The sequence below is a fragment of the Staphylococcus sp. Ze2 genome, assembly GCF_048568365.1.
GTDB lineage: Bacteria > Bacillota > Bacilli > Staphylococcales > Staphylococcaceae > Staphylococcus > Staphylococcus xylosus.
In genome coordinates, this window is record NZ_CP183486.1 from 887,726 (window position 1) to 910,719 (window position 22,994).

The 22,994-nt window shown below is 33.7% G+C and carries 18 protein-coding genes; 17 read left to right on the forward strand and 1 reads right to left on the reverse strand.

Translation table 11 applies throughout. The annotated features are described in order from the left end of the window. Positions 1 to 22: 22 nt before the first annotated feature. Entirely contained in the window at positions 23 to 1,909 is a 1,887-nt protein-coding gene (locus ACM591_RS03790; RefSeq protein ID WP_038679080.1) for a beta-glucoside-specific PTS transporter subunit IIABC, read from the reverse strand. A gap of 173 nt (positions 1,910 to 2,082) precedes the next feature. Here ACM591_RS03790 and ACM591_RS03795 point away from each other — a divergent pair, with 173 nt between their 5' ends. The 17 genes from ACM591_RS03795 (at position 2,083) to ACM591_RS03875 (ending at position 22,924) form a co-directional block, all read left to right on the forward strand. Beyond that, positions 2,083 to 2,784: a GntR family transcriptional regulator gene (locus ACM591_RS03795; protein WP_029378357.1), complete on the forward strand. Its 702-nt coding sequence runs from the start codon at positions 2,083 to 2,085 to the stop codon at positions 2,782 to 2,784. Between the two features lie 268 nt (positions 2,785 to 3,052). Continuing rightward, complete coding sequence (locus tag ACM591_RS03800) at positions 3,053 to 3,871, forward strand: formate/nitrite transporter family protein (protein WP_029378358.1); 819 nt, start codon at positions 3,053 to 3,055, stop codon at positions 3,869 to 3,871. Between the two features lie 305 nt (positions 3,872 to 4,176). Then, positions 4,177 to 4,716 carry a GNAT family N-acetyltransferase gene (locus ACM591_RS03805; protein WP_029378359.1) on the forward strand — a complete coding sequence of 180 codons (540 nt, stop codon included), beginning with the start codon at positions 4,177 to 4,179 and terminating at the stop codon, positions 4,714 to 4,716. A 141-nt stretch (positions 4,717 to 4,857) separates the two neighbouring features. After that, positions 4,858 to 5,598, forward strand: a complete 741-nt coding sequence (locus tag ACM591_RS03810; protein ID WP_058626036.1) for a sirohydrochlorin chelatase — start codon at positions 4,858 to 4,860, stop codon at positions 5,596 to 5,598. Then, entirely contained in the window at positions 5,579 to 6,043 is a 465-nt protein-coding gene (locus ACM591_RS03815; protein WP_326025933.1) for a precorrin-2 dehydrogenase/sirohydrochlorin ferrochelatase family protein, read from the forward strand. The genes ACM591_RS03810 and ACM591_RS03815 overlap by 20 nt, the downstream gene beginning before the upstream one ends. Beyond that, complete coding sequence (gene nirB, locus ACM591_RS03820) at positions 6,036 to 8,447, forward strand: nitrite reductase large subunit NirB (protein ID WP_326025932.1); 2,412 nt, start codon at positions 6,036 to 6,038, stop codon at positions 8,445 to 8,447. Before ACM591_RS03815 ends, nirB begins: the two co-directional genes overlap by 8 nt. Next, on the forward strand, positions 8,444 to 8,758 hold the full coding sequence (gene nirD / locus ACM591_RS03825) for a nitrite reductase small subunit NirD (RefSeq protein ID WP_029378363.1): 315 nt from the start codon (positions 8,444 to 8,446) through the stop codon (positions 8,756 to 8,758). The genes nirB and nirD overlap by 4 nt, the downstream gene beginning before the upstream one ends. Next, entirely contained in the window at positions 8,749 to 9,705 is a 957-nt protein-coding gene (gene cobA / locus ACM591_RS03830; RefSeq protein ID WP_278197736.1) for a uroporphyrinogen-III C-methyltransferase, read from the forward strand. The genes nirD and cobA overlap by 10 nt, the downstream gene beginning before the upstream one ends. 386 nt (positions 9,706 to 10,091) lie before the next feature. Continuing rightward, the gene (lip, locus tag ACM591_RS03835; protein WP_418354430.1) at positions 10,092 to 12,467 is read left to right on the forward strand and encodes a YSIRK-targeted triacylglycerol lipase; all 2,376 of its coding nucleotides are present in this window, start codon (positions 10,092 to 10,094) and stop codon (positions 12,465 to 12,467) included. A 245-nt stretch (positions 12,468 to 12,712) separates the two neighbouring features. Continuing rightward, a complete protein-coding gene (locus ACM591_RS03840) occupies positions 12,713 to 16,396 on the forward strand; it encodes a nitrate reductase subunit alpha (RefSeq protein WP_418354431.1) in 3,684 nt (1,227 codons plus the stop codon). Further along, on the forward strand, positions 16,386 to 17,954 hold the full coding sequence (gene narH, locus ACM591_RS03845; protein WP_029378366.1) for a nitrate reductase subunit beta: 1,569 nt from the start codon (positions 16,386 to 16,388) through the stop codon (positions 17,952 to 17,954). Before ACM591_RS03840 ends, narH begins: the two co-directional genes overlap by 11 nt. Next, positions 17,947 to 18,522 carry a nitrate reductase molybdenum cofactor assembly chaperone gene (gene narJ / locus ACM591_RS03850; RefSeq protein ID WP_038679068.1) on the forward strand — a complete coding sequence of 192 codons (576 nt, stop codon included), beginning with the start codon at positions 17,947 to 17,949 and terminating at the stop codon, positions 18,520 to 18,522. Before narH ends, narJ begins: the two co-directional genes overlap by 8 nt. Further along, positions 18,515 to 19,192 (forward strand): respiratory nitrate reductase subunit gamma, encoded by a 678-nt coding sequence (narI, locus tag ACM591_RS03855; protein WP_042362134.1) that lies wholly within the window; start codon positions 18,515 to 18,517, stop codon positions 19,190 to 19,192. The genes narJ and narI overlap by 8 nt, the downstream gene beginning before the upstream one ends. Positions 19,193 to 19,206: 14 nt before the next feature. Next, on the forward strand, positions 19,207 to 19,659 hold the full coding sequence (gene nreA, locus ACM591_RS03860; protein ID WP_029378369.1) for a nitrate respiration regulation accessory nitrate sensor NreA: 453 nt from the start codon (positions 19,207 to 19,209) through the stop codon (positions 19,657 to 19,659). Between the two features lie 9 nt (positions 19,660 to 19,668). Then, entirely contained in the window at positions 19,669 to 20,703 is a 1,035-nt protein-coding gene (locus tag ACM591_RS03865; protein WP_029378370.1) for a sensor histidine kinase, read from the forward strand. 20 nt (positions 20,704 to 20,723) lie between these two features. After that, positions 20,724 to 21,377: a nitrate respiration regulation response regulator NreC gene (gene nreC, locus ACM591_RS03870; RefSeq protein ID WP_029378371.1), complete on the forward strand. Its 654-nt coding sequence runs from the start codon at positions 20,724 to 20,726 to the stop codon at positions 21,375 to 21,377. Between the two features lie 380 nt (positions 21,378 to 21,757). Next, positions 21,758 to 22,924, forward strand: a complete 1,167-nt coding sequence (locus tag ACM591_RS03875) for a nitrate/nitrite transporter (RefSeq protein WP_038679065.1) — start codon at positions 21,758 to 21,760, stop codon at positions 22,922 to 22,924. Positions 22,925 to 22,994 lie beyond the last annotated feature (70 nt).

A 22,994-nucleotide genomic window follows, 5' to 3' on the forward strand; every position in this document is an offset into this window, starting at 1 on the left:
TTAATTTCCTCCTAGTAGATTATTATTTATTAATGATAGTGAGTAATTCATCATTTGTTGTTATGTTTGATTCTTTTGTTGCTATAGTCTCACTAAATTCAGCGGAATTAGTTATAATGACAGGAATTATGCTGTCATAATTTTTTGAATCAAGTAAGCTTTTATCAAATTTTAATATCGGTTGTCCTTGTTGTAATGAGTCGTTTTCTTTAACTAAAATATTGAATCCTTCTCCGTTCAATTGAACAGTGTCTAAACCAACATGAATCAATAGTTCTACTCCTGTTGAAGAAGTAATTCCTATAGCGTGTTTACTAACTGCAATCATACTCACCACACCATCAAAAGGTGCGTGGACGGTTTGAGACTCAGGTTTAATAGCTATACCTTGTCCCATCATACCTTCAGCAAATATAGGATCATTGACCTTTGAAAGTGATACGACTTGCCCATCAATAGGTGCATAGACAATCGTTTCTAAAGGATTGTCTGTGCTTTGAGTATCAGGTGTTGAAGCTGTTTCATTATCAACTTCTTCCGTTGTATCATCTCCGTATCCTAAAAATTGAATTAAAATAATCGGTAAAAGTATAGCAACTGTTGATCCGATTATAATTCCCCAAATTGATGAAGGGTTATCAGCACTATAACCGTTAACAATTGTAATAGGTCCTGGTAAACCAGCGTATGCATAGTATTTAGGATTAAAGAAACTAGCGATAAAAGCACCAATTGCACCACTTATACATGCAATAATAAAAGGCTTTTTGAAGCGTAAGTTAATCCCATACATTGATGGTTCGGTAATACCGAATATGCCTGTAATACCTGCAGATGAAGCTACACGTTTAATTTCTGTACGTTTCGCCTTGATTAAGACTCCAATTACAGCACCAATTTGTGAGATTACAGCAATGGTTTGGAAAGCTTGGAATGAATCGCTTTGATGTTGTTCAAAGTTAGCTAATACCATAGGTGTAATACCCCAATGTACACCGAAAATGACAAATACTTGCCACAAACCACCAATAAGGGCACCTGCTAACCATGGTGCGACGTCTACAAGATAATTAAATCCTCCTGCAATACCGTGTGCAGCGATTGTTGTGATTGGTCCTATAACTAATAATGTAATTGGTACCATGATGACAATACTTAAAAATGGTGTGAATAAAGGTTTAACAACATCATGAATCCATTTATTTAAATATTTTTCAACATAGGATAATATCCATACTAAGAATAGTGGTGGTAAAACAGAAGACGTGTAACTTGTTTCTGTTAATGGGATGCCGAACAATTTGATTGTTTCTCCATCCTGAATCCTTTCAATCATGTTAGTTAAATCAGGACTAACAAGCGCAGCTGTACAAGCGACAGCGATATAGACATTGACATTGAAATGTCTAGCAGCTGTCATAGCAATAAATATTGGTAAAAAAGTAAAAGGCGCCCAGGACATAAAGTTAAATACTTCATAAGTACCTGTGTCTTTAAATGATGGCATAATAATATTTATGACAATTAATAAACCTTGTAAAATACCTGCTGCAGCTAAAATATAAATGAACGGAGCAAATACTGCAGACATGGTTGCAATGACTCTATTGAGTATGGAACCTTTGTTATCAGAATGATCATCGTCATCATGTTGGCGTTCACCTGTTAAATCTTCGAAATAGTTAAATACTTCACCAACGTTATTTCCGATAACGACTTGGAATTGTCCGTTATTTTCTACAACTGTTACAACACCTTCGATTTCTGATACCTTTTGTTTGGCATCAGGAATTGATCTTTTTAATACTAAACGTAATCTCGTAGCGCAATGCGTACTATTGACAATATTTTCTTCACCGCCAACTGCGTCTAAAATATGTTGTGCCAGTATCTCGTTTTTATTAGCCACGTGCTTCAACTCCTTAATATATTTATATAAACAAAATGTAAGCGTTTCATTTAAATCTCATTATAATTATACCGGTACAATTTGTAAAGACCCTTACAAAAATTATGGTGCAGTTTATTTATATCGTGTACGTGTTATAATAAGTTGAATTTATAATTTAAAGGAGTAAATATATGCTCAAGTATGAACAGATTGCACAAAAGATTAATATATTTATTGAAGAAGGGCATTTTCAAGCAGGGGATAAATTGCCAAGTGTTGAAACTTTAAAAGAGCAATACCAAGTGAGTAAAAGTACAGTAATTAAAGCTTTAGAAGTACTAGAGAAACGAGGAATTATATATCAAGCTCGAGGTAGTGGTATTTATGTACGTAATAAACAAAGAGAAGGCTACCTCAATCTATTTTCTACAGGAGGATTTAGTGATGAGATTGTAGGTCTTAAAGTGACAAATAAAGTCTTGAGAGTAGAGGAAGTAACTCCACCTCAAAGTGTTCAACAAAAATTGAAACTAAAAGATGACGTGCCAGTTTATCTGCTAGAGCGTATTGTATACGTAAATGATGATATTCTTTGCTATGAACGGTCATATTTTAATAAAGATATTGTATTATTTTTAAACGAATCAATTGCTGAACAATCTATTTTTAGTTATTTAGAGCAACATCTAAAAGTTAAAATCGGTTTTTCAGATATTTATTTTACCGTAGACAAATTAAATGCGTCTCATGCGGAAAAGTTGGGGTTAGTAGAAGGTGATCCTAGTTTAAATTATGAACAGGTATTCTATACAACAACAGGGGTTCCATTTGATTGTTCTCATTTGCACTATCATTATCAAAATGCCTATTTTTATATACCTTCACAAAAATAAAATGCTTGTGTTACGAGCTTTACTCAGTGTATTAAATGAGTCGTAAGCAAGTAGCACAAGCGTTTTTATAATTGGCCAATGACATTTAATTATAAACCTGTATTTGTTTTTCATATGATGAAGTTTATGTATTTTTGCAAAATCGCAATAAATTAAATTTATAAAAAATTACTGAATACACTATTAAATATCAAGTGAAACCAATATAATATGGTTATTAGTATAGAAAAGTGTTAAAAAATGAATTACAAGAGGTGCTTAAATGTCAATGATAGATAATAACAAGGCTATAAAAGATACATATATGTCGAATGAAACTATTGAAAACATTAACAACCAAGTACAAATGAAAGAAGTTATGTTTAATCAAACGCCAGGACGTTATGCACTTAAATCTGTGATGTCAGGATTTTTGTTAGCTATTGTTACAGTGTTTATGTTAGGTATCAAGACACAGTTTGCTGGAACAAATGAAGGTTTAGTTAATTTAATGGGGGCTATTTCTTTTAGTTTAGCCTTAGTCTTAATTGTATTAACACATTCTGAATTATTAACGAGTAATTTTATGTATTTAACTGTCGGTTGGTATTATAAAATTATTGGAATGAATAAAGCGTTTGGAATTATGCTTGTCTGTTTCTTCTTTAACATTATAGGTGGTCTTATACTATTTGGATTAATGAAATTCACACCTATTATGACAACAGAAATGGTTAACAGTTTAACTAAAATGGTAAATGGTAAAACAGTTGATGCAACGTGGTATGCTATTTTAGTGAAAGCTATTTTCTGTAATTTCTTTATTAATATTGGTATTTATGTATCAATTCAATTTAAGGATGGTTTATCTAGAGCATTCTTTATTGCCTGTGGTGTGGTTGTTTTTGTGTTTATGGGCTATGAACATGTTGTGTTTAATGCTGGATTATACTCAGGTATGATTTTTTATGATTTTGACGCTGTGGCGTGGTTACACGTATTGAAAAATATTGTATTTGCATTTATTGGTAACTATATCGGCGGTGGTATTTTTGTTGGGCTTGTATATGCATATTTGAACGGTAGAAGAGATAGTTTGAGCAATTAATTTATCTCTAATAAAAATACTAATTGTGACTTTAATATAATTATGACAAAGTTTATGTTGAATCTTATCAAGCGAATTAAGTAATTTAAATACTAAGCATTTCTCAAGCAGTGAGGTAACGAAAGTTTATTCATTAAGAATAGATGATTGTCTCACTGTTTTTTATTTTGATTTAGGTTTATAAAACGTATCAATTGACTCAATTATTAAGAAGCCATATTGTATTGATATGATTGCAAAAATTGTTTATTATTATAGGAATATTTTAGTGGATAAATGTGCGAACAATAGATAGGAGTGACGATATGTCTGATTATAATATAAGAGTTGCAGTAGAATCCGATGCGGAAGTAATACAAGAGTTAATGTACGAAGCATTTACACCGTTAAGAGAGTTAGGGATTGATTGGCCATCTGTTAATGCAAATGTAGATTTGGTCAAGAAAAATATCATTACAAGTACGACATTTGTATTGGAAAATGAGTCGGAAATTATTTCAACAATTACGGTTCGTTATCCTTGGGAAGGTAAACGTCGCATTTCTCATTATCCATTTGTCTGGTGGTTTGCTACAAAACCGTCTTATGATGGGAAAGGTTATGGTAGTAAACTTTTAAATTATGTCGAAGAAACATTCTTACGAGATACACTAAAAGCACCTGCGGTAACTTTAGGGACCTCTGCACGTAAGCATCCATGGTTATTAGATATTTATAAAAAACGTGGTTATGAAGTATACGCGGAACATGAAAGTGATGACGGAGATTTGGGCGTCATCATGCGTAAAGTGTTAATACCAGAAAGATTTGATGAAGAAGTCTTAGGTATGCCACCTTTTCATTAATTAATGAATAAAAATATATGTCAGGGAATCCTTTTATTTTGAGTATAAGGGGATTCCCTATTTTTATATATTCATGTGAATTAATTCACATTAAATTGTAAATTTGTATTACAATGCAAGTATAAGATGGGTGGTGAGGAAATGGCTGAAAATATTTTAGTAATACATGGTATGAGAAAAGGTGAACAGAATAATATAATTTATGATTTTGTACAACAATTGATGAGGTCGAAGCACAGACATGTACATATTGCATTTTTAGAGAGTGAAAAACGCAATTTGAAAGTTGTCATAGACAACTTAATAAGTCATGGATATTTTGAATTTAATATCATCCCTGTGTTGTTGTTTCCGGCAAAGCACTATTTATATGATATACCATCAGTTTTGAAATCATTGAAAAACGCCCATCCTCATATTATAAACAATATTGCACAACCGTTGGGCACACATAGAGAAATGCCGAATATTATTAACAGACGTATTGCTAAAGCTTTAGTAACAGCAGAGCATGTAAACAGAATTATTTTGATTGCACATGGAAGTTCTTGTTATAAAGAGCCAGATTACGCATTAAAAAAATTAATGAACGATTGTAATGGCTTTAATATACCCATTCAGATGATGACAGTGTATGGAGACTATAGCTATCAATTGCACATAGAACAGTATTTAAATAAAGGTGAAGGTATATTGATCGTGCCAGTTTTTCTTTATAACGGTTTTTTAGTAAAAAAAATAAAAAAAGAAATTAGCCAATTAAATAGAGTATCGCGTGTTTATTATAGCGATGTGATTAATTTTAATAATGAGCTTTTGGTAATAATAGAAGACAGAATACAAGAAATTGAGGAATTAGCCAATGTATCCTATTCAACTTAATCTAACCAACAAACAAATTGTCATTATAGGTGGGGGCAAGATTGCATATAGAAAACTAATGAAAATATTAAAAGAAGATGCTTGTTCAGTAATGATTATTAGTAAAAAATTTTTACCTCAATTTTTTGAGATTGAACATTCCAACGTAAAGCTATTAACAAAGTGTTATGACAAAAACGATATAAAAAATGCATCTTTGATTATAGCTGCTACTGATGATCCAAAGGTTAACGATCAAATAAAAAAAGATGCAAAGGCGCACCAACTTGTTAATCATACAAGTGATCAGCTACAGTCCGATTTCTTTAATATGTTAGAGATAGAATTTGAAGATATAAAAATTTGTTTGAGATCCAATGGGAATGATTGTGTAAAAGTGAAGCGAATATCACAAGCAGTGCAAACTTATTTAACAGAGGTTTATAAGGAGGAGAAACATGACTAAGGAAAAATTAGTAATGATTGGTAATGGTATGGCAGGGCTACGTACGATAGAAGAAATATTGGAGCGAAACGCAGAAAAGTATGAAATAACGATAATTGGTAAAGAACCATATCCTAATTATAATCGAATTATGTTGTCGAATATTTTACAAAAGAAAATGACAGTAGAAGAAACTATCATGAATAGCTACGATTGGTATAAAGAAAACCATATACAACTTATTACCGGTGATACTGTTGTAGAAGTTAATCGAGCATTAAAATATGTAACGACAAAAGCTAGATGTAAATTTGAATATGATGTATGTATATTTGCTACTGGTTCAAAAGCATTTGTATTACCAATACCTGGTTCAACATTACCAAGTGTAATCGGTTGGCGTACTATTGAAGATACTGAACGTATGATTGAAATTGCACAATCTAAAAAACACGCAATTGTAATTGGTGGAGGATTACTTGGGTTAGAATGTGCAAGGGGTTTAATGGACCAAGGTATGGAGGTTACAGTTGTACACTTAGCAGAATGGTTAATGGAAATGCAACTTGATAAAAAAGCAGGAGGACTGTTAAAAGCAGATTTAGAAGCACAAGGTATGAACTTTAAATTACAAGCAAGCACGAGTGCCATACTTGGTGATGAAGATGTGACAGGTATTGAATTATCAGATGGAACAACGATGGAAGCGGATTTAGTAGTTATGGCTGTCGGTATAAGACCCTTTACAGAAGTTGCTAAAGAAAGTGGACTTGAGGTGAATAGAGGTATTCAAGTAAATGATTATATGCAAACCAATGACTCGGCTATTTTCGCAGTAGGTGAATGTGCAGAACATGATGGAAAAGTATATGGATTAGTTGCTCCTTTATACGAACAAGGAAAAGTTCTAGCTGATTATTTAACAAGAGGTAGTACGGAAGGTTACAAAGGTTCTACAACATTTACTTCATTGAAAGTTTCAGGGTGTGATTTGTATAGTGCTGGACATATAATTGAAGATAAAGATGTTAAAGGCATTGAAATTTTTGATAGTCAACAACAACATTATAAAAAAGTGTTTTTAAAAGAGAATGTAATTGTGGGAACAGTATTATATGGTGACATTGAAGATGGGCCGCGTTTCTTTAACATGATGAAAAAATCAGAATTACTTGATGATTATACAATGGTATCGCTACTACATAAAGGTGGTGAGTCATCAGGACTTAGTATTGAAGATATGGCTGACGACGAAACAATTTGTGGATGTAATGGTGTATCGAAAGTTACGATTGTTGAAGCCATTAAAGCAAATGGATTAACAAATGTGGAAGAAGTAACAAAGACGACAAAAGCTGGTAATTCATGCGGTAAATGTAAAGGACAAATAGGTCGGATTTTAGAGTTTACATTAGGTGATGACTTCATTGCTGCTAAGCCTACAGGTATCTGTGCATGTACTGATTTAACTCGTGACCAAATTGTTACGCAAATAAGAGCAAAACAATTAAAAAATTCTGAAGATGTGAGAAAACAATTAAACTTTAAAGATAAAGATGGATGTCCTAAATGTAAACCAGCATTAAATTACTATTTAAACATGGTATATCCATTTGACCACGAAGATGAAATTGCTTCAAGGTTTGCAAATGAACGTTATCATGCAAACATTCAAAAAGATGGTACTTTCTCTGTAATTCCGCAAATGCGTGGCGGTGTGACAGATGCAAATCAATTAATTCGATTAGGGGAAGTTGCTAAAAAATATAACGTACCATTAGTGAAAGTAACAGGCTCTCAACGTATCGGTTTATACGGTATAAGAAAAGAGTTGTTGCCACAAGTCTGGGAAGATTTAGAGATGCGCTCTGCTTCTGCATATGGTAAAAAGACACGTTCAGTTAAAAGTTGTGTAGGAAAATCATTTTGTCGTTTTGGCACACAACATACAACACAACTAGGAATCAGGTTAGAAAAAACATTTGAGTACATCGATACGCCGCATAAGTTTAAAATGGGCGTGTCTGGTTGTCCAAGAAGTTGTGTAGAATCAGGTGTGAAAGACTTTGGTGTCATTGGTGTGGAAAATGGTTTTCAAATATATATTGGTGGTAATGGTGGTACAGAAGTAACCGTTGGCCAGCATTTAACCACTGTGGAAACTGAAGATGAAGTAATTTTATTATGTGGTGCATTGATGCAATATTATAGAGAAACTGCAAATTATGCTGAGCGTACGGCGCCTTGGTTAGACAGAATGGGATTTGAAAATGTACAAACAGTTCTATTAGACCCAGAAAAACAACAGAAATTATTTGATCGCATTATGGATGCGAAAGCAGCAGTTCATAGTGAACCATGGAGACAGATTGTAGACAACGAATTTGCACAAAGTATATTTGAAGTGGAGGAAGTGAAAGTATGATAGCGACGAATAAAGTAAAGGTAGCGAGCGTTGATGAACTCACGCCATTAATAGGAAAGAAAGTAAGATTTAAAGAACATGAAATAGGTATCTTTTTAACGGCGAATGGTGAAATTCATGCAGTTAATAATATTTGTCCGCATAAACAAGGACCACTTTCTGAAGGGACAGTGAGTGGTGGTTTTATATATTGTCCCTTACATGATCAAAAAATTGATTTAAAGACAGGTATGGTACAAGAACCAGATACAGGATGTGTAGAAGTATATAAAGTGGAAATTATCGATGGGGACGTTTATATATGCATTTAGTAGAATCTGGAAAAGTGTATCTTGTCGGTGCGGGACCAGGCGATCCAACACTTTTAACAAGAAAGGCTGAGCAATTGATAAGAAGTGCAGACATTATATTATACGATAGGTTAGTAAATCCTTTTATACTACAATTAGCTAAACCAGAAATTGAAATTATCGATGTGGGAAAACGACCTTACCAAAAGCATATGCAACAAACCGAAATTAATGAACAAATTGTTTTAGCGGCAAGACGTCATTCGTGTGTTGTCAGATTAAAAGGGGGCGACCCTGCAATATTTGGTAGAGTACAAGAAGAGGCCGTGGCATTATCTGAACAGGGCATTACTTTTGAAATTGTACCGGGTATTACATCAGCTAGTGCTGCGATTGCTAAACTAGGTATCGGACTAACTGCTAGAAATGTTGCTAAAGCTATTACTTTCACAACTGCTTCACACTGTAAAGGGCAAGTAGAAGAACTTGATCTACACAGTTTAACGCAAGGCGGCACATTGGCTATTTATATGGGCATAAAAAGGTTGCCTCAAATAGTAAAACAAATACTTCAAGAAACAAAAACAGATTTCCCTATTGCTATTTTTTATAATGTGTCTACTTATAATGAACAAATGATTTCTGGCAAACTTACTACAATAATTAAACAAGTAGAAGAGCAAGATTTAGGAATGACACCGGGCATAATTCTTATAGGTAACGTCATGGATATGGTAAATGAAAAGTTCAGAAATATTGATAATGTGAAACGAAAAAACTATTTGATTTCCGGAGCGAGAAGTTTAGCTATTGAAAAGGCTTTTGAATTGTATGACGTGGGTCATTATTGTTTGATGAAAATAGATTCACAACAGCCTTATCATAAATCTCAATTTAAACTTTACGAACAACTGGAAAAAGAATTGAAATTTGATGAACGAATAGTTCTGGATAATTATCAATATTAGATAATTTTATGATAACAATAAAAAAGTTGAGTTGATATTTAAATCTTTATCACTTTCATAATTTAATAAGCAGATAAAATAAAAATGACAAATTACTAATATAGTGATTTGTCATTTTTATTTGTTCTAATAGTAGATAGATAAGTTAGATTAAATCCGATGCTTAAGGGTTTTAATTTATATAAAAGAACTCTTAAATTAAGTCTTATTATTTAAAAAAACCAAATATAGCAAACCAATATAAAATAATGTAATTGAAATTTTACAATAATTTAATTTACAACAATATAAAATGTGTTAAATTATAAATGTACAGTTATTAATTGGGGAAGCAACTTTATTTTGAGAGGGGATCTTTTTGGGAAATATGCTATGAGGTGATCTTAATGAAAAGAAAAGAGAAACAATCTACAAAAACAGAGGTACAAAGATTCAGAATTAGAAAGTATTCGGTCGGAACAATTTCAGTATTAACAGTAATATTTTTTATAGCAAATGGACATGTTTCTGAAGCAAGTAAATTGGATAATGAACAAGAAAGTAATAATGGAAACAATATTACAACGATTAATTCCAACAAAGATAATGCTATGAATTCAAATCAAGATAAACAAGCCCCTTCTGACAATAATTTTAAATTAGAATCAAGTAATGCTCCTGAAGCATTTAGTCAGCAATTATCTGAAATATCTTCCGTATCACACAAGGACTTAGTAAAACAAAAGTCACCTACTATTCAAGATGCGCCAACAGAAAAACAAGATACAACAATTGAAAAAAATAATAGAGTTAATCAAAGCAATGGTCAAAAGCAACTAGCAGATGTTGATAATGAAAATAAAGCAGAAGCAGAAAAAGCAGAAGAAGCTCCAAATAAAGCAGAAGCAGAAAAAGCAGAAGAAGCTCCAAATAAAGCAGAAGCAGAAAAAGTAGAAAAAGCCTCGAATAAAGCAGAAGCAGAAAAAGCAGAAGAAGCTCCAAATAAAGCAGAAGCAGAAAAAGTAGAAAAAGCCTCGAATAAAGCAGAAGCAGAAAAAGTAGAAGAAGCTCCGAATAAAGCAGAAGCAGAAAAAGCAGAAGAAGCTCCGAATAAAGCAGAAGCAGAAAAAGTAGAAAAAGCCTCAAATAAAGCAGAAGCAGAAAAAGTAGAAGAAGCTCCAAATAAAGCAGAAGCAGAAAAAGCAGAAGAAGCTCCAAATAAAGCAGAAGCAGAAAAAGCAAAAGAAGCTCCAAATAAAGCAGAAGCAGAAAAAGTAGAAAAAGCCTCGAATAAAGCAGAAGCAGAAAAAGCAAAAGAAGCTCCAAATAAAGCAGAAGCAGAAAAAGCAGAAGAAACTCCGAATAAAACAGAAACAGCTCAAACAGACATTGAAAATAAAAATGAAGAAAACAGCAATGAACAAAAGGTAAAAAATTTAAAAACAAAAAATGGTTTTAATCCAAATAAAAATGAAGTGAAACAAGAATCTAAAAATAATCCGACAAAAGTAAAAGATTTAGAAGGCAATAAACAAGCTACAACACGTAATCGTTCTAAAGTGCAACAAACTGAGGTCGAAACTTTATTAAATACAGCTAAAAAAGCAGAACAAGGTGTACATGTAAATAAATATCCAATTATATTGGTACATGGTTTCTTAGGGTTAATGGATGGTAATAAACCAGATTTGTATCCAACTTATTGGGGTGTAAAGAAATATAAAGTGAAGGAAGCATTAGAAAAAGCAGGTTATGAAGTATACGAAGCGAGCATAAGTGCAGTTGGTAGTAATTATGGTCGTGCTGTAGAGTTATATCACTTCATTAAAGGTGGTCAGGTAGATTATGGTGCGGCACATGCTGCAAAATACGGGCACAATAGATATGGTAAAACATATAAAGGCGTGATGCCTAATTGGGAACCAGGTCAGAAAGTACATTTAATTGGTCACAGTATGGGCGGACAAACAATTCGTTTACTTGAGCAATTTTTAAGATTTGGGAATCCAGAAGAAATTAAATATCATGAACAACATGGTGGTACAATATCTCCATTATTCGAAGGACAAAAAGATAACATGATTTCATCAATTACGACATTGGCAACGCCCCATAAAGGTTCTCAGGCTGCTGACAAGTTAGCAAATAAAGATTTTATAAAAAATATATTAAACAATGTAGCAAAATTAGGTAATAATAAAATAACCAAAATTGATTTTGGACTTTCACAATGGGGTTTCGAACAACAGCCTAATGAAACGTATATAGAATATGTAAAGCGATTGAGAGATAGTCCAATTTGGAATACAGAAGATAACGCAGCTAGAGATTTAACAACATTTGGTGCTGAGGATTTGAACTTAAAGACATCAGTTAACCCTAATATTGTCTACACATCTTTTGCAGGACAAGCTACTCATAAAAATAGTTTAGGTCATCACGCACCTAACATTGGTTTGTTTGGACTGTTGAATTTAACAAGTAACTTGATAGGCAAAGATTCTAGAGAGGATTGGCAAGAAAATGATGGTGTGGTAGCAGTAACTTCTGCTTTAAGTCCAACTGGACAACCCGCTAAAAAAGTACAAGATTTAACGCAAGCTACTGAAAAAGGAGTTTGGCAGGTTATGCCAATTAAAAATGATTGGGACCATGTCGATTTCTTGGGGTTAGATAATCTCGATAGAAAACGTACAGGACAAGAACTTGAAGCATTTTATACTGGAATTATTGATCATTTGATGCGCATAGAGTCACGTGAAAAACAAGTAGTTGCCGTATAAAAAAGAAAATTGACGTTCAAATTTTAATTAAAGCTTTCTTTACTTGTAATGATGGTAATCATTATGACGAGTAGAGGGAGCTTTTTTATGCTCAAAATTTATTAGGGGATTCTTTTAGCTAAATAGGTAAATCCCTAATGTTTAGACTTTGTGAAAAAATGTACAATGATTATAAGAATTAAAGAAATACAAAATTTGTGAATGCTATATAAATTATACATGAATGATGTGAGAGGATGTATAAAATGAAAAAATTTGGATTGCAATTCTTTAAACCAACAGAAAAATTTAATGGTGATTGGTCAATCTTAGAAAGTAAAAGTCGTGAATGGGAAAAAATGTATAGAGAACGTTGGAGTCATGACAAAGTAATAAGAACGACACATGGTGTGAACTGTACAGGATCTTGTTCTTGGAAAGTATTTGTGAAAAATGGTGTGATCACTTGGGAAAACCAACAAACAGATTACCCTAGTTGTGGACCAGACTTACCTGAATTTGAGCCACGTGGGTGTCCTCGAGGCGCGTCGTTTTCTTGGTATGAATACAGTCCTTTACGCATCCGATATCCTTATATTCGTGGTAAGTTATGGGAGTTGTGGACAGAAGCATTAGAAACGCATCAAAACAATACGATAGCTGCTTGGGCGTCGATTGTTGAAAATGATGAAAAAGCTAAAATATATAAACAAGCAAGAGGTAAGGGTGGATTAGTAAGAACGAATTGGAAAGATGTTTCAAAACTCATTTCAGCTCAAATTATATATACAATTAAGAAATATGGTCCAGACAGATTGGCTGGTTTTACGCCGATCCCAGCTATGTCGATGCTAAGTTATGCTTCTGGTGCACGTTTTATGAGTTTATTAGGTGGAGAAATGTTGAGCTTTTATGATTGGTATGCTGATTTACCACCTGCTTCTCCACAAATATGGGGTGAACAAACTGATGTACCAGAATCTAGTGATTGGTACAACGCATCTTATATTATGATGTGGGGATCTAATGTTCCATTAACAAGGACACCAGATGCGCATTTTATGACAGAAGTTCGCTATAAAGGCACAAAGGTAGTATCAGTTGCCCCTGATTATGCAGAAAATGTTAAATTTGCTGATAATTGGTTAGCTCCGCATCCAGGCACAGATGCTGCAGTCGCACAGGCGATGACGCATGTTATTTTACAAGAACATTATGTAAATCAACCAAATGACTATTTTATTAATTATGCAAAACAATATACTGACATGCCATTTGTCCTAATGTTAGATGAAGATAATAACGGCTTGAAAGCTGGGCGTTTCTTACGTGCGCAGGATTTAGGTCAACACACTGAAAATGGCGACTGGAAACCTGTGATTTTTGATAAATTAGCAAAACAATTAACAGTTCCAAATGGCACGATGGGTCAGCGTTGGGAAGATGGCAAACAATGGAACCTAAAATTAGAAAATGAAGAAGGTCAGCAAATTGACCCAGCAATGAGTTTTGCGGAAGATGACTATGAATTAAAGCATATACAATTTCCATTCTTTAACAATGAAGGTAACGGTATATTTGAGCGTCCTATTGCTGTACAAAAGGTTAAATTAGCAAATGGTGAAGAGAAATATATTACCACTGTATTTGACCTAATGACGAGCCAGTATGGTGTGAAACGTTTCAATCATGAACTTGAGGCATCAGGATATGATGATGCAGCATCATATTACACACCGGCATGGCAAGAAAAAATAACTGGAGTTAAACAAAATGTTGTGACCCAAGTTGGTAGAGAGTTTGCGCAAAATGCAATTGATACCAATGGTCGTTCAATGATTATCATGGGAGTTGGTATTAATCATTGGTTTAATTCCGACACGATTTATCGCTCTATTTTGAATCTAGTATTATTATGTGGATGTCAAGGTGTAAACGGCGGTGGATGGGCACACTATGTTGGACAAGAAAAATGTCGCCCTATCGAAGGATGGAATACGATTGCCTTTGCTAAAGACTGGCAAGCACCACCTCGATTACAAAATGGAACAAGTTGGTTTTACTTCGCAACAGACCAATGGAAATATGAAGAATCAAATATCGATAGCTTGAAATCTCCATTGGCAGAAAATATTAAACATCAACATCCTGCTGATTACAATGTCTTAGCTGCTAGATGTGGTTGGTTACCATCTTATCCTCAATTTGATAGAAACAGTTTATCTTTTGGTGAAGAAGCCAAAGACGCTGGAGAATTTAATAATGAAGCAATCATGAAACGTGCGATTGAGTCCGTGAAGTCTAGAGAAACGAAATTTGCAATTGAAGATCCAGATTCAAAACAGAATCATCCAAAAACATTATTCCTTTGGCGCTCTAATTTAATATCAAGTTCTGCTAAAGGACAAGAATACTTTATGAAACACTTACTTGGTGCTAAATCAGGGTTATTAGCTGAGCCAAACGAAGAGGTGAAGCCAGAGGAAATTAAATGGAGAGAAGATACAGAAGGTAAACTGGATTTACTTGTATCCCTAGATTTTAGAATGACATCCACACCATTGTATTCAGATATTGTTTTACCTGCTGCAACTTGGTATGAAAAGCACGATTTGTCATCGACAGATATGCACCCATTTGTACATCCGTTTAATCCGGCGATAGATCCATTATGGGAATCACGTTCAGATTGGGATATTTTTAAAACATTGAGTAAAGAAATATCAGAAATGGCAAAAATACATCTAAAAGGTGTTTATAAAGATGTTGTTACAGCACCACTTGCACACGATTCAAAACAAGAAATCTCTAATGTTAATGGCATAATTAAAGACTGGACGAAAGGTGAAATTGAAGCAATACCTGGAAAAACAATGCCAGGTTTTGCAGTAGTCGATAGAGATTATACTAAAATATTTGATAAATACGTTACGGTAGGACCTTTATTAGAAAAAGCTAAAATAGGGGCTCATGGCGTAAGTTTCTCAGTAGCAGAACAATATGAAGAGTTAAAAAGCATGGTTGGAACATGGAATGAAGAGGTCGAGGATTCCATAAAAAATGATAGACCGAGATTAGATACTGCAAGACGAGCTGCAGACGTTGTATTAAATCTGTCTTCAGCTACAAATGGTAAGTTATCGCAAAAATCTTATGAAGATTTAGAACAACAAACAGGTATGCCGTTGAAAGATATTTCAAGTGAACGCGCATCAGAAAAAATTTCATTTTTAAATATAACTGCTCAACCCCGAGAAGTCATTCCAACAGCTGTGTTCCCGGGATCAAATAAGAATGGTAAACGTTATTCACCATTTACTACTAATATAGAACGTTTAGTTCCATTTAGAACATTAACGGGACGACAAAGTTATTATGTTGACCATGAAGTGTTCCAACAATTCGGTGAAAGTTTACCCGTGTATAAACCAACTTTACCGCCAATGGTATTCGGTACGAGAGACAAGAAGGTAACAGGAGATGAAAGTACGCTTGTCTTGCGCTATTTAACACCACATGGCAAATGGAATATCCACTCAACTTATCAAGATAATCAACACATGTTGACTTTATTTAGAGGTGGTCCAACTGTATGGCTTTCCAATGAGGATGCAGAGAGACACGAAATCAAAGATAATGACTGGTTAGAAATATATAACCGCAATGGTGTTGTAACAGCAAGAGCAGTAGTATCTCATAGAATGCCAAGAGGAACGATGTTTATGTATCACGCTCAAGATAAACATATTGAAACACCAGGATCACAAATTACAGACACAAGAGGTGGTTCACATAATGCGCCAACACGTATTCATTTAAAACCAACACAACTTGTTGGAGGTTATGCACAAATTAGTTATCACTTTAACTACTATGGTCCAATAGGGAATCAAAGAGATGTTTATGTAGCAGTGAGAAAGCTGAAGGAGGTTGACTGGCTTGAAGATTAAAGCGCAAATTGCAATGGTGTTAAATTTAGACAAATGTATAGGTTGCCACACATGTAGTGTTACTTGTAAGAGTACGTGGACTAACCGTCCTGGTGCAGAATATATGTGGTTTAACAACGTAGAAACAAAGCCTGGTATTGGTTATCCGAAACAATGGGAAGATCAAGAGCAATATAAGGGCGGTTGGTATTTAAATAAAAAAGGTAAATTAGAACTGAAATCAGGCAGTAAGTTATCGAAAATTGCTTTAGGGAAAATATTTTACAATCCTAATATGCCAGTGATTAAAGATTACTATGAGCCGTGGACATATAATTATGAAAATCTTACAACTGCTAAAGCGGGGAATCATTCCCCGGTAGCTACAGCACATTCATTGATTTCAGGTGATAAATTAAATTTAGAATGGGGACCAAACTGGGAAGATGATTTGGCAGGTGGTCATGTTACTGGACCAGAAGATCCAAATATTAAACGTATTGAAGAAGATATTAAATTTCAATTTGATCAAACATTTATGATGTATTTACCAAGATTATGTGAACATTGTTTGAATCCAAGTTGTGTAGCATCATGTCCATCTGGAGCAATGTATAAACGTGACGAAGATGGTATTGTACTTGTAGACCAGGAGGCTTGTCGTGGTTGGAGATATTGTATGACAGGTTGCCCTTACAAAAAAGTTTATTTTAACTGGAAAACAAATAAAGCAGAGAAATGTACATTCTGCTTCCCTCGTATTGAGGCGGGGATGCCGACAGTATGTTCAGAAACGTGCACGGGCAGAATGCGTTATTTAGGCGTATTACTTTATGACGCTGATAGAGTAGAAGAAGCTGCTACAGCTGAAAATGAGCAAGAATTATATGAAAAACAATTGAATTTATTTTTGAATCCTTATGATGAAGCTATTATAGAGCAAGCGCAAAAAGATGGCGTCTCATTAGAATGGATAGAAGCTGCTCAAAATTCTCCAGTTTATAAATTAGCCATTGAATATAAATTGGCATTCCCTTTACATCCAGAATATCGCACGATGCCAATGGTATGGTATTGTCCACCACTCAGTCCAATTATGAGCTATTTTGAAGGGCAAACTGCAGCAAAGGCGAATAGAAATCCTGATATGATTTTTCCAGCAATCGAAGAAATGAGGTTACCAATTCAATATTTGGCTAACTTATTCACAGCAGGTGATACTGAACCAGTGAAATCTGCATTACAACGCATGGCAATGATGAGAAGTTACATGCGCTCACAAGTAACAAATAAAGCATTTGATGTAGATAGATTATCAAGACTTGGGTTATCAGAAAGACAAACTAAAGATATGTATCGATTATTGGCAATTGCTAAACATGAGGACCGTTTTGTAATACCTACATCACACAAAGAAGTATATATGGACACATATCGTGCACAAGGTAGCGAAGGATATGGAGGAGAATACTTCGGCTCAAATTGTGAAGGATGCGGTGTACCTGTAACTACTTCTTCTGGAAAATCAGGACAAGAAATCTATAATGATAATTTCTATGGAGGGATTTTCCGTGATTAATTTAGTGCAGTTTAATAAACATCAAGAGGTACTTGGATACTTTGCCCAGCAATTATTATTTCCAGATAAGCTGACATTGCACCCTAAAACGTTTGAAGAAGTTATTCATATGGAACACCCGGCGTACCAAGATTTAATTCAGTACCGTGAACAAATGTATGAATTAAGTTTATTGCAAATAAAGCAATTGTATTCCGATACATTTGATTTTAATAAAACTGCGCCACTCTATATGACATATAATAAGTTTGATACTCAAAAGGAACGAGGGCAATTATTAGCTAAATTAAAAGTATTATACGAAATGTTTGGATTGAAAATGGCAGATAATGAACTATCTGATTTTCTTCCATTAATGCTTGAATTTTTATATATTGCACAGTGGAAAAACGATCCACGAGCAAAAGGGAACATTGAATTTGTTATTATGATTATTGAAGATGGTACGTATGCGATGGCAAATCAATTGGCAGAGCAAAATAGTCCTTATTATTTCTTGATAAAAGGGCTAAGAGAGACATTAAAAGCTTGTATAGAGCCTGTAAATGAGGTGAAGCAACATGTTTAATCAATTCTTATGGGTGATTATGCCCTATTTATGTATAGCTATATTTTTTCTTGGACATCTTGTTAGATTTAAGTTTGATGAATTTTCTTGGACTGCAAAATCTAGTGAATTTATAGAAAAGAAACAACTTAAATGGGGCAGTTTGATGTTTCATTTGGGTATTATACCTGTAGCGATGGGACATATAGTAGGCTTGCTTATTCCTGCTTCTTGGCTAACAGCAGTAGGTGTAAGTGATCATTTATACCACATTGGCGCTGTTTATATTGGAAGTGTTTTTGGTATAATAACACTGATTGGTATGTTGTTATTAACTGCACGACGAGTAACTAAAAAAAATATTAGAAGACTAAGTTCAGCATCTGATATTATTGTTAATTTCTTATTATTAGCAATTGTTTTTATGGGATGCTATGCAACGCTTGTAACTAACGCAATGACACCATCATTTGATTACAGAGAGACAATATCAGTTTGGTTTAGACAATTATTTATATTTTCTCCAGATGCTAATTTGATGTTACAAGTGCCACTAGCTTTTAAAACACATATACTTTTAGGTTTTATTATTATGGCATTCTGGCCGTTTACTAGACTCGTTCATGTATGGAGTGTACCACTCACATATGCAAGTCGCAGTTATATTATTTATCGTAAACATAAAGTTTGAATGGAGGCGGTAAGTTGAATGCATTATCGTTAAGAGAAAGTATTAATTACCAATCAATATTAGACTCAATTCGAATCGAAGAAGGATTTGATTTTGCTGCAATAGCATTTTATGAGCAAGAAAGTGATATTTCACCAATTAAATGGTGTTATGCCTCTGGAAATTTGAATAATCGTTATAAATTGATCGTACTTCGCAAAGGAAAAGGATTAGCAGGTAATGTAATGAAGACGGGGAAACGTATGGTGATAGAAAATGTAGCACAATTATTATCCTCACAGGAACAACACAAATATCCTATAGTTCTTTGTGAGTTATTAACGGCGATGGTTGCAATACCATTATGGTATGAAAAGAAAGTTTATGGTGTTTTACTATTAGGTCAGCGCAATCAACAACCCTTGCCCAAAACATATAAAAACATATCACTTAAAAATAAATTGGGCATATTTAATGAAGAAGACTAGGTGATTATAATGGAAAGCAATCAACAACTAGATATGGAATCATTGTTAATGCAATATTTTAATAAAACGAGTGAAAAAATTGTATTTGTTGATAATCATGGTCAAGTGATTGCAATGAACCAAGCAGCAAGTGATATTATCTCATTGGATAATGATTATGAGGTCATGACTAATGTCATATGTAACCATTGCGATGGTTATACTAATGAATTTGATTTACAATCTTGTAGACATTGCTTTTTAGAAGTAGAAAATGTTGGGAATACAAGCTTTCAGGTGTTTATGAAAACGACACGTGGTACAGTTGAGCCTTTTGCAGCTACTTATCAAACAATCGATGAATCCAAAGGAATTAAAGCGTTCACGTTACAAAATGTGTCGCCTCAAATAGAAAGACATGACAAGATGTATCAACGAAAAATGATGCAAAAAACAATCTCTGCTCAAGAAAACGAAAGAAAACGGATATCTAGAGAATTACATGACAGTGTAGTACAAGAAATGTTAAATATAGATGTTGAATTAAGACTTTTAAAATATCAACAAGACATAGAGCAGTTAGTTAATGGTTCTAAGCGCATAGAAGGATTGATGTCTAAATTAATTGATGATATACGTAATTTATCTGTAGAACTCAGACCATCTTCATTAGATGACTTAGGATTAGATGCAGCCTTTAAGACATATTTTAAACAGGTAGAAGTGAATTATGGTATCAATATAATCTATCAATCTAATTTAACGATGCGTAGGTTTGATAATGAAATTGAAACGGTAGTCTATAGAATAGTACAAGAAGCTTTGTTTAACGCTATTAAATATGCGAACGTAGATACAATTGAAGTTGAAGTACAAGTTAGCCACGGTAAACTAATTGCAGAAATTATAGACAGAGGCAATGGATTTATAAAGACAGACCAGCCAAAGGGAACTGGCTTGGGACTTTATGGTATGAACGAGCGTGCAGAACTTGTAAATGCTGAGATAAATATAGATACTCAAATTGGTAGAGGCACAATTGTTACATTAGAAGTTCCAATATAGGGGATAAGGAGACATTAATTTTGAGAATAGTTATCGCGGATGATCATGCAGTTGTGCGTACTGGATTTACAATGATATTAAATTATCAAGAAGATATGGAAGTCGTCGGGACTGCAGCCGATGGTGTGGAAGCGTATCAAAAAGTGATGAAATACAAGCCAGATGTACTTATTATGGACTTAAGTATGCCGCCTGGTGAGTCAGGGCTTATAGCAACAAGTAAAATTACAGAAAGTTTTCCAGATACCAAAATACTAATACTAACAATGTATGATGACGAAGAATATTTATTTCACGTATTAAGAAATGGTGCTAAAGGATATATTTTGAAAAATGCCCCAGATGAACAATTGATACTGGCAATTAGAACAGTATTTAAAGGTGAAACATATGTTGATATGAAATTGACGACATCGCTAGTCAATGAATTCGTGAATAATTCAGGTAATGATAAGCAAACCACAACGGATCCTTATAAAATTTTATCAAAGCGTGAAATAGAGATATTACCTTTAATAGCAAAAGGTTATGGGAATAAAGATATCGCTGAGAAATTATTTGTTTCTGTAAAAACAGTAGAGGCACATAAAACACATATCATGCAAAAATTAGAATTAAAATCAAAGCCGGAATTAGTAGAATATGCCATGAAGAAAAAATTGATTGATTTTTAAAGTAGTACTTATACAAAAGAGCTAACTTAATTGCCTAAAATGAGCAGGCTTAAGTTAGCTCTTTTTTTGTTGTTTAGAATTTATTAAATTAAAGGTGAAACTGGAGAAGAGCTAAACTTCAAATTATGTTTCTTGTGTAAGCTTCATTAAATGAAGTAGGGAAATTCCACTATTTGTTAAGGGATAATCCTTATGTTCATTTTTTCACAAAGATTTTATAATTAGATTGTGGCCGGTATTCTGCTAATAGAAACGTTTATACTTACTCATACTACACTGGTGCTGATGTTTATGATTACTACATAGAAATACAGCACTTCAACTATATGCAAATACTGGCCTGAATTATCAAAATAATTATAAAATTGAAGGTGAAATGAATGAACAAAGCAAGTGGTAGTTTTCAACTAACATTGCAGTCTTTAAGCCTTGTTGTAGGGTTCATGGCATGGAGCATTATTGCGCCGCTAATGCCTTTTATCTCTCAGGATGTACATATAACAAGCAGTCAACTTTCTATTATTTTAGCTATTCCTGTTATATTAGGTTCTATTTTAAGAGTACCGTTTGGTTATTTAACAAATATTATTGGTGCGAAATGGGTATTCTTTTGTAGTTTTATTATATTATTATTTCCGATTTATTTTTTAAGTCATGCACAATCACCTAAGATGTTAATGATATCAGGTTTCTTTCTTGGCGTAGGTGGTGCTGTATTTTCAGTAGGTGTAACATCTATTCCTAAGTATTTTCCAAAAGATCGCGTAGGATTAGCAAACGGTATATATGGGATGGGGAATATAGGAACTGCAATTTCTTCATTCTTAGCACCTCCGATAGCTGGTATCATAGGTTGGCAATCAACAGTTAGAGGTTATCTAATCGTCATAGTGCTTTTTGCAATTTTTATGTTTTTGTTAGGGGACAGTAAAGAACCTAAAATTAAAGTACCATTAGTAAAACAATATAAAATATTGATAAAAGATTTAAGGTTATATTATTTATCACTTTGGTATTTTATTACATTTGGTTCATTCGTAGCTTTTGGATTATTTTTGCCTAATTTCTTAGTACAAAATTTCGGTATTAATGAAGTTGATGCGGGTATAAGAGCAGGGGTGTTTATCGCATTAGCTACTTTCCTAAGACCGTTAGGTGGTGTATTAGGAGATAAGTTTAATGCTGTAACTTTACTAATCTGTGATTTTTTATTAATGATTACAGGTGCGATTACGTTAGGTCTATCAAGTCATATTTTATTATTTACAATAGGATGTTTACTAATTAGCATGTGCGCTGGCCTCGGTAATGGTTTAATATTTAAGCTTGTACCAACTTATTTTGGAAAAGAGGCTGGATCAGCTAACGGCATTGTTTCGATGATGGGCGGCTTAGGTGGTTTCTTCCCTCCATTAGTCATAGCATTTATAACGAGTCTTACTGGAACAAGCCATTTCTCTTTTATCTTATTAGCTATATTTGGCGTGATTGCTTTAATTACTATGATTCATATTATGAAACGTGAAAAATTAAATCCGACATTATAAAAAAAACTGTAGTTAGATAACCAATCTAACTACAGCTTTTTTTAATTTATCTTATAAAGATTATCAGTAG

Coding starts and splice junctions, on each gene's coding strand:
- ACM591_RS03795 (WP_029378357.1), top strand. CDS start 2,083: ATGCTCAAGTATGAACAGATTGCACAAAAGATTAATATATTTATTGAA.
- ACM591_RS03800 (WP_029378358.1), top strand. CDS start 3,053: ATGATAGATAATAACAAGGCTATAAAAGATACATATATGTCGAATGAA.
- ACM591_RS03805 (WP_029378359.1), top strand. CDS start 4,177: ATGTCTGATTATAATATAAGAGTTGCAGTAGAATCCGATGCGGAAGTA.
- ACM591_RS03810 (WP_058626036.1), top strand. CDS start 4,858: ATGGCTGAAAATATTTTAGTAATACATGGTATGAGAAAAGGTGAACAG.
- ACM591_RS03815 (WP_326025933.1), top strand. CDS start 5,579: ATGTATCCTATTCAACTTAATCTAACCAACAAACAAATTGTCATTATA.
- nirB (WP_326025932.1), top strand. CDS start 6,036: ATGACTAAGGAAAAATTAGTAATGATTGGTAATGGTATGGCAGGGCTA.
- nirD (WP_029378363.1), top strand. CDS start 8,444: ATGATAGCGACGAATAAAGTAAAGGTAGCGAGCGTTGATGAACTCACG.
- cobA (WP_278197736.1), top strand. CDS start 8,749: ATGCATTTAGTAGAATCTGGAAAAGTGTATCTTGTCGGTGCGGGACCA.
- lip (WP_418354430.1), top strand. CDS start 10,092: ATGAAAAGAAAAGAGAAACAATCTACAAAAACAGAGGTACAAAGATTC.
- ACM591_RS03840 (WP_418354431.1), top strand. CDS start 12,713: ATGAAAAAATTTGGATTGCAATTCTTTAAACCAACAGAAAAATTTAAT.
- narI (WP_042362134.1), top strand. CDS start 18,515: ATGTTTAATCAATTCTTATGGGTGATTATGCCCTATTTATGTATAGCT.
- ACM591_RS03865 (WP_029378370.1), top strand. CDS start 19,669: ATGGAAAGCAATCAACAACTAGATATGGAATCATTGTTAATGCAATAT.
- ACM591_RS03875 (WP_038679065.1), top strand. CDS start 21,758: ATGAACAAAGCAAGTGGTAGTTTTCAACTAACATTGCAGTCTTTAAGC.